The sequence below is a fragment of the Kribbella sp. NPDC049174 genome (assembly GCF_043197365.1).
Lineage (GTDB): Bacteria > Actinomycetota > Actinomycetes > Propionibacteriales > Kribbellaceae > Kribbella.
In genome coordinates, this window is record NZ_JBICSZ010000006.1 from 19,506 (window position 1) to 32,619 (window position 13,114).

Genomic DNA, 13,114 nt, shown 5'->3' on the forward strand with positions numbered 1-13,114 from the left:
AACCTGGAGGCATGCGCACCGACAGGGGCGGTGGCAACAAACTTCGCGCACTGGTGACATTTCTCATCGTGAGCGTGATGTCGGGCGCGCTGGCCGCCGGCCTGGCGATCCCGTTCGCCGGCCTGGCCGGTGTCGGCAGCGAGAAGGTCGTCGAGACGGTCCAGACGCTGCCGCGGGAGCTGGAGATCGACCCGGTCGCCGTCCGCAGCAGGATCCTCGCCGCGGACGGCACTCTGATCGCCACGTTGTACGAGCAGAACCGCGTCCCGGTGTCGCTGAGCTACATCAGCCCGATCATGCGCAAGGCGATCGTCGCGATCGAGGACTCGCGCTTCTACGAGCACGGCGCCCTCGACCTGAAGGGCACGCTGCGGGCGATGCTGCGCAACCAGACCGAGGGCGAGGTGCAGCAGGGCGGGTCGACCATCACCCAGCAGTACGTGAAGCTCAGCCTGGTCGAGAAGGCCAAGACCGCCGAGGAACGGCACAAGGCCACCGCGGTCACCTACGAGCGCAAACTGACAGAGCTGCGGTACGCGATCGCGGTCGAGACCCAGTACTCCAAGGACCAGATCCTGGAGCGGTACCTGAACGTGGTGAACTTCGGCGACGGCACGTACGGCGTTCAGGCCGCCGCGCAGCACTACTTCCGGACCAGCGCCAAGAACCTCACCCTCCCGCAGGCCGCCCTGCTGGCCGGACTGGTGAAGAACCCGACCGGCTACGACCCGACCAACAACATGGCCCGGGCCAAGGCCCGCCGCGACGTGGTGCTGCGCCGGATGCTCGAACTGAAGGTCATCTCGCTGCACCAGGCGAACACCGCACTCAAGGCCCCGGTGATCGACCCGGACAAGGTCCTGAAGGTCCCGAACGGCTGCGCCAGCTCCCGCTACCCCTTCTACTGCGAGTACGTCGTCTCGAAGCTGCTGCAGAACCCGGCCCTCGGCCGAACCCAGAAGGACCGCGACCACTACCTCAAGACCGGCGGCCTGACCGTGGTGACGTCGCTCGACCGGCGGATGCAGAAGGCCGCCCAGGCGTCGATCAACGAGCACAGCAAGCGGACCGACAGTGCGATCGCGGCGATCACGATCGTCGAACCCGGGACCGGCCTGGTGAAGGCGATGGTGCAGAGCAAGCCGTACGGCAAGGGTTCCTACCAGACCGCCTACAACTACAACGTGGAGAAGTCCTATCCCGGCGGCTTCGGCGGGTTCCAGAACGGCTCGACGATGAAGGCGTTCACCATCGCCGCCGCGATCTCCAAGGGCATCCCGCTGGACTACCGGATCAACTCGCCGCAGCAGATCAATCTCAGCGGGAAGCGGTTCCGGACCTGCTCGGGCTGGACCAGGGACCCGGACTACACGCCGCAGAACTCGACCAGGGGCGGCAACATCACACTGGTCGAGGCGGCCAGGTACTCGACGAACACGTACTTCCTGCAACTGTCGCAGCGCGTCGGCCTGTGCCCGATCGCCAAGATCGCCCAGTCCCTGGGGATGTACAACGGGCAGACCCTGGAGCCGCTGGACCAGGTGATCTCCTACACGCTGGGCGTCGGCTACGTGACGCCGCTGATGCTCTCCAACGCGTACGCGACCTTCGCGGCCCGCGGCAAGTACTGCCGGCCGCTGCTCGTCACCGCCGTCCAGGACAAGGGCCGCCGGCCGATCGACACACCGGGCATCGACTGCAAGCAGGTGCTCAAACCCGAGGTGGCCGACGGGGTGAACCGGGTGCTCAGCGCCGTGATGGAGCCGGGCGGCACCGGCGGCCGGCTGAACTTCGGCAACTGGGACCTGGCCGGCAAGACCGGAACGATCCAGGAGAACAAGGCGGTCTGGTACGCCGGTTACGCGCCGAACCTGGCCGCGGCCGCCGTGGTGGCCGACGCGAACCTGCCGTACACGAACCTGATGTACCGCCACACCCTGGACGGCCGCGACATCTCCGACCCGACCGGCTCCGGCACCGCCGGCCCGCTTTGGCAGACCGCGATGGAGGGCGCCCTGGACGGGATGTCGCTGCGCCGCTTCACCGCTCCGACCGCTACCGTGTCCACCGGCGACCGCACGAACCTGCCGCCGGTCAACGGTATGAACCCCGATGAGGCCGAGGACGTCCTGCGCCAGGCCGGCTACGACGTCGTCATCTCCGACGACCGGGTCGACTCACCGGAGAACGAGGGCACCGTCGCCTACACCGATCCCCGAAGTCGCGAGGGTGCCCCGGAGGGCTCCCTGGTCACGATCTATCTCTCCAACGGCCAGAGCTGAACGCGGTGCTCAGCCGGTGTGGCAGTGCTCGCCGTCCGCCGTGGTCGTGGACGGCACATCGATCGACGGATTCTGGTCGAAGAAGCCGAACGGCTTGAGCCAGAAGGCGATCGTGTCGGCCGGCATCACCGGCCAGTCCTCGACCCGGGTGATGTGGTGGATGCCGAAGACGTACCAGAGCACGACATCGGCGTTCTCGAGTGGCTCGTCGTCGGCGATCCAGCGGGTCATCCCGTCGTCGATCGTCGACTGGGTCGGGTAGGCGCCGCACGGCCAGCGTTCGTCCTCGTGCTGCCGGGTCACCCAGACGGTGTGCCCGATCACCGGGGCGCGCAGGTACTGCGGCGTGCCGGGGTCCATCAGGGGTGGGATCGACGCGCTCGGGACCAGCTTGTACGCCGGGTTGGTGCCGTGGGCGTTCGTGCGATTCGGGTTCACCACCTTCCACGATCGTTGGGTCGCCCAGTTGAAGTCACGGGCCGACTCGGACTCGGAGCGCACCGGGGTCGCCTCGGTGACCACCGCCAGGCCGTACGGGTTGTCGGCCGAGACCGGTAGGGCTCGGGAGTCGACCTCCTGCACGGTGTTGCCGGCACCGTCCACGTCGAGGTCGAGCCGGGCGACCAGGAAATGCTGGTGGAACGGCGCGTACGTCTGATTGTCGACAACGGTGCCCGTCGGTGGCGGAGCGCCGTCGGCCGCGAACGGCGTCGTCACCATCAGCCCGGTCGCGCGCACCTCGCACTCGATGTTGCCGTCCTGGTAGAAGCGCCAGTAGATCAGGTACTCGTAGTTCGCCACCGTCGCGTGGCAGGACACGACCATCCGGCGCATCCGCCGGACCTCGGCACCGGTGGTGTGGTCGACGTGCTTCCAGAGAACGGCGTTGTCCTCCTCGTGCAGGCAGATCGCGTTCTTGATCGGGTACGGCTCACCGTGCGAGTCGTGCAGTACGGCGTCCAGATACACGATCTCGCCGAGACAGTCGCAGCCGAGCTCGAGTGACGTGGTCATGAACCCCAGACCCCACTCGCCGATGTCGAACGCCGTCCGCCGGTAGTGGTCGAACGACGCGTCGCGGTACGGCACCACCATCTCCGTGAACGACATCCGGTAGGCGATGTCCCGGACCGTGCCGTGGTCGTCGTACCTGACCTGATAGATGACCGGGCCCTCGCGATAGTTGAAGCCGAGCCGCATGGTCCAGTTCTGCCAGGTCAGCTCGGTGCCGTCGACGGTGAACGACGTACCTTCGGGCTGGGTGATGTGCAGCGGCTTGAGATCGGTGCGTTGCGCGCCGGTCCAGGGGCCGGGCGCGTACTCGCCGTTGACGTCCGGCTGGCCGTGGTTGTGGTCGTTCTCGAGCTCGAGGAGCTCCAGCGTGTTCATGTCCACGACCACCTTGAGCCCCGAGACCGGGTGCGCGTACGGGTTGCCGTCGGGGGTCTCGCGGTACCAGATGTCGCACCAGCCGAGCCGGCGATCGCGGTACTTCTCCGGCATCAGCGCCTTGCCGTACGTCCACACCTCGATCAGCACCAGCGACAGGTCCGTGATGCCGCGATCGGCCAGCGCGGCGATCACCTCCGGATGGGCACGCATCGCCTCGTCGACCTCGTGGTACTCGTCGACGGTGAAGTTGGGCGTGACATCGGGGACATGCGTCCAGGACAGGACCCGGTCACCGGTCAGGTCGACGACACCCTCCCAGGTCTGGTTGTCGGCCCGGTTCCACAGCACGGCGTACGACGTCCGCGGAACCGCGTCACCGCGACGCCACGCTCCGACGTCGGCCTTCGCCGGTTCGCGCAGCTCGATCGCCGCGAACCGCCAGGAGCCGCCCAGCTGCTCGTCCCGGCGCAGGATCGCCACCGTCTGCCGGATCTCGTCGGCATCCAGGGGCTCGAGCGGATGCGTCGCCATGGGCTTCTCCTCCTCAGTGGGTGGGCCTAGATTGAGGGAACGGGGGACGGATCGTCGGCCGCGGAGGGGGCACCATGCCGGAGAAGAAAGTCTTCCACAACGTCATCGACGGCACGGTCCAGGCCGCCGCGTCCGGGGCGATGATGGACATCGTCAACCCGTCCACCGGCGAGGCGTACGCGTCCGCGCCGAACTCCGACGAGCACGACGTCGACCTGGCCTTCCGGGCCGCCGCGACCGCGTTCGAGAAGTGGCGCTGGTCGACCCCGTCGGAGCGGCAGCGGGCCCTGCTCAAGCTGGCCGACGTGATCGAGGACGGCGCCGAGGAACTGATCGCGATCGAGAGCGAGAACACCGGGAAGCCTGTCGCCCTGACCCGGTCGGAGGAGATCCCGCCGATGGTCGACCAGATCCGCTTCTTCGCCGGCGCCGCGCGGGTGCTGGAGGGGAAGTCGTCCGGCGAGTACATGCGCGGGTTCACCTCGTCGACCCGGCGCGAACCGGTCGGTCCGGTCGCCCAGGTGGCGCCCTGGAACTACCCGATGATGATGGCGGTCTGGAAGTTCGCGCCGGCGCTGGCCGCCGGGAACACCGTGGTCCTGAAACCGTCCGACACGACGCCGGCTTCGTCGTACTGGATGGTCGAGAAGATGCAGGAGATCTTCCCGCCTGGGGTGTGCAACCTGATCTGTGGCGACCGCGACACCGGTGCCGCGCTGACCAGGCACAAGGTGCCGCAGCTGGTCTCGATCACCGGATCCACCCGGGCCGGGATGGCCGTCGCGATGGCCGCCGCGGCCGACGTCAAACGGGTCCATCTCGAGCTCGGCGGCAAGGCGCCGGTCGTGGTGTTCGACGACGCCGACATCCCGGCGGCGATCGAGGGCATCTCGGTGGCGGGTCTCTTCAACGGCGGCCAGGACTGTACGGCGGCCACCCGGGTGATCGTGCAGCAAGGCATCTACGACGAGTTCGTTGCCGCGCTCACCGAAGCGGCCCGGCAGACCAGGACTGGTTACGACCCCGCCGACGAGGACATCCTGTACGGGCCGATCAACAACGCCAACCAGCTCGGTCACGTCTCCGGTCTGGTCGAGCGTGTGCCCGGGCACGCCCGGGTGACGACCGGCGGGAACAAGGTCGGCGACCGCGGCTACTTCTACGAGCCGACGATCATCGCCGACCTGCGCCAGGACGACGAACTGATCCGGACCGAGATCTTCGGCCCGGTGCTGACCGTGCAGAAGTTCGCGGACGAGGACGAGGCGCTGCGGCTGGCGAACGACAGCGAGTACGGCCTGGCGTCGTCGGTGTGGACCACGAACGTGAACACCGCGGCCAGGATGTCCGCTCGGCTCGACTTCGGCTGTGTCTGGGTGAACACCCACATCCCGTTGATCGCGGAGATGCCGCACGGCGGGTTCAAGCACTCCGGCTACGGCAAGGACCTGTCGCTGTACGGGCTCGAGGACTACACGCGGATCAAGCATGTGATGCTCCATCACGGCTTCGAAGGCTGATCAGTCCACGTCCCGCGCGACCAGGTCGTTCCAGGTCTCCCGGCGGACCACGAAACGCGCCCGGCCGTCGGTGGCGAAGACGACCGGGATCCGCCGGTTGCCGTTGTAGTTGTTCGCCATCGTGTAGCAGTACGCGCCCGTGGCCGGTACGGCGAGCAGGTCGCCGACGTGCGGATCGGCCAGCGGCACACCGTCCACCAGTACGTCGCCACTTTCGCAATGCCGGCCGACGACGGTGACGTTCTCCAGACCGGGTCCTTCGAACCGGCCGACGATGCCCGCCTCGAATCGTTGCTGGAACAACGCGACCTCCAGGTTGTCGCCCATCCCGCCGTCCACCGCGACGAAGGTGACCGCCCCGCGCTTGACCGTGGTGACCCGGTAGATCGTCGTCGCCGCCGTCGCGACCATGCTTCGGCCCGGCTCGATGATCAGCTGCGCCTGGGCCGGGAGATGCTGCCTCGCCGCGCCGATCAGGGTGTCGAGGTAGGCGGCCACCGTCGGTGGTTCGTCGGCCCAGGTGTAGCGGGCACCGAGGCCGCCGCCCAGGTCGTACACCTCGAACTCGCCGAGCCGGGAGACCGGTGCCACCGACGCGGCGAACGGCTCGACATCGAGGATCTGCGAGCCGACATGGACATGCAGGCCGCGCATCCGCAGCCGCGGACTGTGCTCGATGCGCTGGATCAACCGGGCCGCGTCGGGTGGTGCGAGACCGAACTTGGAGCCTTCGTGACCGGTCAGCACGTGGCTGTGCGTGTCCGCGGTGACGCCGGGGATGATGCGCACGAGTACGTCCTGGGTCCGGCCGGAGGGCACGGTCGCCTCCAGCCGGTCCACGTCGTCGGAGTTGTCCACGGCAACTATTCCGACACCGTGCTCGACCGCCAGCGCGATCTCCTCGTCGGTCTTCGCGTTGCCGTGCAGGACGATCAGGGCCGGGTCGATCCCGGCCTTCACCGCGGTCAGGATCTCGCCACCGCCGGCGACATCCAGGCCGAGTCCTTCCTCGACCATCACCCGCTGGACCGCCGTACACGGGAAGGCCTTCGAGGCGAAGACGACGCGGGATTTCGGCCAGCGGGCGGTGAGCTCGTCGCGGTACTCACGGGCCCGGGACCGCAGTGCTGCCTCGGCGACGACCAGGACCGGCGTACCGAAGTCGGCGGCGAGGTCGTCGGCGCGACAGCCGCCGACGACCAGCATGCCGTCGTCGTCGAGGCTGCTGCCGGCCGGGAAGAGCGAGAGCAGGTCGCTCATGGTTCGGTCCGGGCCAGCACCTCGCGGACCAGGTCGAGACTGGTACCGGGATGGAGGAACGCGAACCGGCCGACGGTCTCGTCGTCCCATTTGCTGGGCGGAATGAAGGCGACCTCGTCCTCGTGCAACTGCTGCGCCCACTTGTCGTAGTCCTCGGCCGACCAGCCCAGCCGGCGGAACAGCACCACCCCGAGCTCCGGCTCGCGGATCAGCTCGAGCTGCGGCGCGGCCTCGATCAGCGCGGCCGTCTCCCGGGCCAGTCGCGCGGCGACCTCGATCGCCTCCCGATAGGCGTCGACACCGTAGACGGCGAGGGAGAACCACAGCGGTAGGCCGCGGGCCCGCCGGGTCAGGTGGTAGGCGTAGTCGGTCGGGTTCCACTCGCCGTCGGACCCGTGGATGACATCGAGGTACGACGCGTCCTGGGTGTGCGTCGACCGGGCGAGCTCCGGATCGCGGTAGAGCAGTGCGCAACAGTCGAACGGGGTGAACAGCCACTTGTGCGGGTCGAGGATGAACGAGTCGGCCTGCTCGATCCCGTCGTACCTGGGCCGCAGCGACCGCGCGAAGATCCCGGAACCGCCGTACGCGCCGTCGACGTGGAACCACCAGTCGCGCTCCCGGGCCAGCGCCCCGGCACCGGCCAGGTCGTCGATGATGCCGGCGTTGGTGGTGCCCGACGTACACACGAGTGCGGCGATGTCGGAGGGATCGGGGTCGGCCTCGACCGCGGCCCGAATGCTCGCGCCGGTGAGCCGGTGGTCCCGCGTCTCGACGACGAACGCGTCCATTTCGAGCAAGCGCAGCGTGTTCACGATGGAGGAGTGGGCGTCGGTGCCGACGACGACGCGGAGCCGGCGGCCGGTGCCGAGGCGCTGCTTCGCGGTCTCCCGGGCGACGGCCAGAGCGGACAGGTTGCCCGCGGAACCGCCGGAGACGAAGCAGCCGCCCGCACTCGCCGGCAGCCCGGCCTCGTCGGCGATCAGCCGCAGGACGGTGTTCTCGGCCGCGATCGCGCCGGACGCCTCGAGCCAGGAGATGCCCTGGATCGACGCGCAGGACACCACCATGTCGAACAGCAGGCTCGCCTTGGTCGGCGCGGCCGGGATGAACCCGAGGAAGCGCGGGCTGTCGGCGGAGATGACGCTGGGCGCGATGACGGAGGAGTAGATCCCGAGCACCTCGTCCGGCTGCCGCGGGGTGTCCCGGATCAGCCCGTCGAGGCGTTCGTAGAGCTCACCGGCCGAGAGCATGTTCCGGTCCAGCGGCACGGGATCCATCCGCAGCCGGTTCTCGGCGTAGGCCAGGACGCTCCGCACCAGCTGCTCAGTCGTCTGGTCGACCTCGTGCATGGGAACCTCGGCTCAGTCGGTGTCAGTCCTCGGTCGCGCGGTCGGCCAGTTCCTCGGCCCGGCTCCGCGGCACGACCACGACCGGGACGGGAGAGTGCCGCAGGATCTTCGTCGCCCGCGAGCCGAGGAACACCCGCGCGACCGGCCCGAGCTCACTCGACCCGACCACCAGGACGTCGCCGGCCTCCCAGCCGACGTCGTCGATCGCCTCGTCCCAGCTCACACCGGCACCGATCACCGTCTCGACACTGCGCGGCCCCTCGCGAAGTTTCTTCACCTGCGCCAGCGTGGCGTTGACGGTCTTGTCCAGCTCGGCCCGCCACTCCTGCATCACCAGGTCCTCGGGATCCGTGCCCAGCCTGGTGGTGAACGCCGGCCGGGACCACACCGCGAAGGTGGCGATCCGCAGCGAGGCGCCGACGTCGGCGCTCACCGTGGCCGCGGCCAAGACCAGGTCCTCCGCGCTCTCGCTCCCACCGAAGGCCGCCGTCACCCGCTTCACCCGGGCATCCGGCGGGCACCGGAATCCCCGGGGGGCAAGGGCGATCGAGACATGCGAGCTGTGCAGCAGCCGGTCCGTCACGCTGCCGAGGGCGATGTGGCCGAACATCCCGGCCGACGACGACCCGAGCACGATCAGCCTGGCCTTGTGCTGCTCGGCGACTTCGAGCAGACCCGCCGGGGCCGAGCGGGCGCTGTACCTGATGTACGTCGCCGGAACGTCGGCCGGCAGGAACGACCGGGCCCGTTCGAGCGCCTGATCGGCTCCCTGGTTGAGGTACTCGCGGTACTCGGCGTCCACCCGGGCCATGCCAGGCATCCACGGCGCCGGTACGACAGTGCAGACGATCAGACCGTCGTGTGCGGACCGGGTGAGCATCGCCGCGAGCTGGAGCGCCGCCTTCCCGCGCTCGTCCGGGGCGTAGCCGACGACCATCGTCATCAGTTCGGCCCGCCCTCGTCGTCGATCAGCCCGACGTGTTCGTGCCGGCCCAGATGCGAGTGCCGGAAGCCGTACACGAAGTACCAGATCAGCGCCACCGCGACCCAGATCAGGAACACCCAGATCGTCACCGCGCGCAGATCCTGGATGATCCACAGACAGCCGGCGATCGACAGGATCGGCGTCAGCGGGAACAGCGGCACCCTGAAGCCACGCGGCAGTTCGGGATGGGTACGGCGCAGCACGATCACGCCGATCGACACGACGAGGAACGCGACCAGCGTGCCGATACTGGTCATCTCGGCCAGGAAGTTGATCGGGATCAGCCCGGCCAGCAGGCCGATGACGACCGCGACGATGATGGTGTTCGGCACCGGGGTGTGGGTGCGCGGGTTCACCTTGTGGAACAGCTCGGGGATCATCCCGTCGCGGGCCATCGCGAACAGGATCCGGGTCTGGCCGTAGATCACGATCAGCGTGACGCTGAAGATCGAGATGACCGCACCGGCTGCCAGCACGGTGCCGGGCCAGGTCGCCCCGGTGACGTTCTCCAGGATCGCCGACAGTCCGGCCTCCTGGTCCTCGAACTCCGCGGCCGGCTGGGCGGCCACCGCGACCACACTGACCAGGATGTACAGCGTGGTGACGACGACGAGCGCGATCAGGATGGCCATCGGCAGCGTCCGCCGTGGGTTCTTCACTTCCTCACCCGCGGTCGAGACGGCATCCAGACCGATGTAGGAGAAGAAGATGATGCCGGCCGCCGAGGTGATGCCGGTGATCCCGAACGGGGTGAAGTCGGACAGGTTGTCGGAGTTCCACCCTTGCAACCCGAGCACGATGAACAGCACCAGGACGCCGATCTTGATCAGCACCATCACCGCGTTGGTCTTGGCCGACTCGCTCGCACCGCGGATCAGCAGCAGGGTGCAGAGCAGGACCAGGATCATCGCGGGCAGGTTGAACAGCCCACCCTGTTCCGGTGCCTGCGACAGGCTGTCGGGGATGGTGAACCCGAAGAGGTTGTCGAACAACTCGTTCAGGTACTGCGACCAGCCGACAGCGACCGCGGCGGCCGACACGCCGTACTCCAGCAGCAGGCAGGCGGCGACGCCGATGGCCGGCAGCTCGCCGAGGGTCGCATAGGCGTAGGAGTACGACGATCCCGCGACCGGGACCGCACTGGCCAGCTCCGCGTAACAGATCGCGGTCAGTCCGGCGACCACACCGGCGATGACGAACGACCAGATCACCGCCGGTCCGGCGACCGGCACCGCCTGGGCCAGCACGAAGAAGATCCCGGTGCCGATGGTGGCGCCGATCCCGAACATCGAGAGCTGGAACAGACCGATCGAACGGACCAGCTCACTCTTGCCGGTGTCGGTGCCGGTCTCCAGCGACATCTCCGGGACAGGCTTGCGGCGGAACAACTGTTGCGCCGTGGGCGCCATGGGTTCCCCTCCCCGGCGACGTCCTCCACCCAGCCCCCGCTCCCGCCGCCGTCCTTCTTCGGAGTGTGGCACTCGCACAGAGTGCTGGGAACACGTCAGGCCGGGTCGTTGCCGCCAGTCAACGGACGGTCGCTCAGCAACGGCCGGGCCGGATCCCAGTGGGTGCCGTCGCGTTCGTCGCGACGCTTGCGCGCGATGGCCGACAACGCCTCGAGCACAACGCGGTTCGCCAGTGCGGCGGTGATGTCCGAGTGATCGTACGGCGGGCTCACCTCGACCACGTCCATCCCGACCACCGGCAGTTCGAGGCCGATCCGCCGTACCGCGTCCAGGAGTTGGCGCGCGGTCAGGCCGCCCGGCTCGGGTGTCCCGGTGCCGGGTGCGTGACCGGGGTCGCAGACGTCGATGTCGACGGACAGGAAGACGCCGTCGCACTCGTCGGTGGCGATCGCGAACGCGTCGGTGAGGCACTCGTCCAGACCGCGGTGAACGATCTCGGTCATCTCGAACGAGCGCATCCGCTGCTCGGCCATCCAGTCCAGCGTGTCCGGCGGCGGCCAGTACCCGCGCAGGCCGATCTGCAGGAAGCGATCGCCGCGCAGCGCGCCGGACTCGATCAGCCGGCGCATCGGCTGGCCGTGCCCCCACAGCGAACCGAACTCGATGTCACCGGTGTCGGCGTGGGCGTCGAAGTGCAGCATCGACACCCGGCCGTGGCCGAGCACGTTGGCGACTCCCTTTGCGTCCGGGAAGGCGATCGAGTGGTCGCCGCCGAGTACGACCGGGATGGCGCCGGACCGGGTCACCTTCTCGACCGCAGCCTCGAGCGTGGGCAGGGCGGTCTCGATGTCGCCGGAGTACATCTCGACGTCACCCGCGTCGACGACGTGCAGATCGACCAGCCCGTCGGTCCGCAGCGCCAGGCTCGGCCGGGATCCGTCATGCCCGAGGTAGTCGCGCATCCGGATCGCCATCGGGCCGAACCGGGCCCCCGGGCGGTGCGACGTCCCGCCGTCGAACGGCGCTCCCAGGATGACCACCTGTGCGTCGGCGTACGACGCCGGATCGTCCAGGTCGCAGGCCGGGACCCCGAGGAAGGTGAAGTCCGGGCCGAACTGCTGGCCGTAGCGGGTCATTCTCGGAGTCTGGCAGCCCGGTAACGCATGTCAAGCGTCCGGCGAGCTGAGCCGCGCGCCGATCGCGGCGAACGCTCGCAAGGTGTCGATCAGGTACGACGTGTTCTGCGGGTCCGGCCAGGACGAGAGCTTGACGCCGACGGTCCCGGTGACGTGGTTGACGTAGAGCATCTGGCCGTGAATCCCCAAGCAGACAAGGGCTGTGCCGCGTTGGTTGGGCACGAACCAGAACTGGTTGCGATACCAGCCGCCGGGCAGGACGGCTTCGTTGTCGGTGCCCGCGAACGCCGCGCGGACGTCGGCACCCGGTCGCGAGGACTCGGCCAGCCACCGGGCCGGCACGACCTGGCGACCGTCGATCGCGCCGTCGTCGAGCAACAGTTGCCCGAAGCGCGCCAGGTCGCGGGCGATCGCGGAGACGCCACCGTCGTGGATCGCCGAACCGACCGGGTCGCAGGTGATGTCCGCGTCCTGTTCCGCACCGAGGGGAATCCACAGCAGGGTCGAGATCAGATCGGCCATCCGGGTCCCGGCCGCACGCTCGCAGACCCAGCCGAGCATGTCGGTGTCGGCGGACCGGTACGTGAACGCTCTGCCGTGTGCGGTCGCCGTACCAAGGGTGGTCAGGTAGTCGTACATGCCGATCGGGTCGCCGTCGGCGCGCGGCCGCCAGCCCATCGACCGTTCCATCACCCTGACCTCGGAATCAGCCTCTTGGTAGATCTCGCTGAATGCCACACCGGTTCGCATGTCTAGCAAGTGACGCACGGTCGCATCGCCGTACCCCGAGCCGGCCACCTCGGGGACGTATGTCGTCACCGGCGCCTCGGGGTCGAGCAGGCCACGGTCGGCGAGGATGCCGGCGACACAGCCGACGATCGACTTGGACACCGACATCAGCAGATGCGGCGTCCGGTCCGTCATACCGGCCAGGTACTGCTCCTCGACCACCACACCGTCGTGCAGCACGAGCAGGGCATCGGTCCAGGTGTCCGCGAATACGCCGTCGGCCCTCGTGATCGCCCCGTCCAGCCGAGTGACTGGAGTCGCGCCGACGGTCGGGTCGATGGCGGTCCGGAGCGGGCGGACGTGGTTGGAGTCGGCCGGAATGGCGTGGGTCGGGATGAGCTCACGCATGTGCCGGAAAGCCCAGCGCACATTGGGTCCGTCCTGCCAGCCGGCCAGATCGACGCGGTTCTCCGCCGCCGGTGGGAAGCCGGTCATCCGGTCTGCCATGCGGTCCAAGT

General features: G+C 68.6%; 8 protein-coding genes and 1 pseudogene. 2 read left to right on the forward strand and 7 right to left on the reverse strand.

What is annotated here, in order from left to right; genetic code table 11:
- The first annotated feature begins 11 nt into the window (after positions 1 to 11).
- Complete coding sequence (locus tag ACGFIF_RS27635; protein ID WP_393158400.1) at positions 12 to 2,282, forward strand: transglycosylase domain-containing protein; 2,271 nt, start codon at positions 12 to 14, stop codon at positions 2,280 to 2,282.
- 9 nt (positions 2,283 to 2,291) lie between these two features.
- On the opposite strand, the pseudogene ACGFIF_RS27640 reads toward ACGFIF_RS27635, so the two are convergent.
- A pseudogene (locus ACGFIF_RS27640) lies at positions 2,292 to 4,208 on the reverse strand (primary-amine oxidase); the annotation flags it as partial.
- Between the two features lie 71 nt (positions 4,209 to 4,279).
- On the opposite strand from ACGFIF_RS27640, the gene ACGFIF_RS27645 reads away from it, so the two are divergent.
- Entirely contained in the window at positions 4,280 to 5,725 is a 1,446-nt protein-coding gene (locus ACGFIF_RS27645) for a gamma-aminobutyraldehyde dehydrogenase (RefSeq protein WP_393158402.1), read from the forward strand.
- Here ACGFIF_RS27645 and lysA read toward each other — a convergent pair whose 3' ends face one another.
- From lysA to ACGFIF_RS27675, 6 genes are all read right to left on the reverse strand, one after another.
- Positions 5,726 to 6,985, reverse strand: coding sequence for a diaminopimelate decarboxylase (gene lysA, locus ACGFIF_RS27650; protein WP_393158403.1), 1,260 nt, complete (start codon positions 6,983 to 6,985; stop codon positions 5,726 to 5,728).
- Positions 6,982 to 8,337 (reverse strand): pyridoxal phosphate-dependent decarboxylase family protein, encoded by a 1,356-nt coding sequence (locus tag ACGFIF_RS27655; RefSeq protein ID WP_393158405.1) that lies wholly within the window; start codon positions 8,335 to 8,337, stop codon positions 6,982 to 6,984. Before ACGFIF_RS27655 ends, lysA begins: the two co-directional genes overlap by 4 nt.
- A gap of 22 nt (positions 8,338 to 8,359) precedes the next feature.
- Positions 8,360 to 9,280, reverse strand: coding sequence for a universal stress protein (locus ACGFIF_RS27660; RefSeq protein ID WP_393158406.1), 921 nt, complete (start codon positions 9,278 to 9,280; stop codon positions 8,360 to 8,362).
- Positions 9,280 to 10,731: an amino acid permease gene (locus ACGFIF_RS27665; protein WP_393158408.1), complete on the reverse strand. Its 1,452-nt coding sequence runs from the start codon at positions 10,729 to 10,731 to the stop codon at positions 9,280 to 9,282. The genes ACGFIF_RS27660 and ACGFIF_RS27665 overlap by 1 nt, the downstream gene beginning before the upstream one ends.
- Positions 10,732 to 10,826: 95 nt before the next feature.
- Entirely contained in the window at positions 10,827 to 11,867 is a 1,041-nt protein-coding gene (gene speB, locus ACGFIF_RS27670; protein ID WP_393158410.1) for an agmatinase, read from the reverse strand.
- Between the two features lie 30 nt (positions 11,868 to 11,897).
- Positions 11,898 to 13,103, reverse strand: coding sequence for a serine hydrolase domain-containing protein (locus ACGFIF_RS27675; RefSeq protein ID WP_393158411.1), 1,206 nt, complete (start codon positions 13,101 to 13,103; stop codon positions 11,898 to 11,900).
- Positions 13,104 to 13,114 lie beyond the last annotated feature (11 nt).

Excerpts from the sequence above, each read along its gene's own strand:
- ACGFIF_RS27635 (WP_393158400.1), top strand. The coding sequence starts at position 12 with ATGCGCACCGACAGGGGCGGTGGCAACAAACTTCGCGCACTGGTGACA.
- ACGFIF_RS27645 (WP_393158402.1), top strand. The coding sequence starts at position 4,280 with ATGCCGGAGAAGAAAGTCTTCCACAACGTCATCGACGGCACGGTCCAG.
- lysA (WP_393158403.1), bottom strand. The coding sequence starts at position 6,985 with ATGAGCGACCTGCTCTCGCTCTTCCCGGCCGGCAGCAGCCTCGACGAC.
- ACGFIF_RS27655 (WP_393158405.1), bottom strand. The coding sequence starts at position 8,337 with ATGCACGAGGTCGACCAGACGACTGAGCAGCTGGTGCGGAGCGTCCTG.
- ACGFIF_RS27660 (WP_393158406.1), bottom strand. The coding sequence starts at position 9,280 with ATGACGATGGTCGTCGGCTACGCCCCGGACGAGCGCGGGAAGGCGGCG.
- ACGFIF_RS27665 (WP_393158408.1), bottom strand. The coding sequence starts at position 10,731 with ATGGCGCCCACGGCGCAACAGTTGTTCCGCCGCAAGCCTGTCCCGGAG.
- speB (WP_393158410.1), bottom strand. The coding sequence starts at position 11,867 with ATGACCCGCTACGGCCAGCAGTTCGGCCCGGACTTCACCTTCCTCGGG.
- ACGFIF_RS27675 (WP_393158411.1), bottom strand. The coding sequence starts at position 13,103 with ATGGCAGACCGGATGACCGGCTTCCCACCGGCGGCGGAGAACCGCGTC.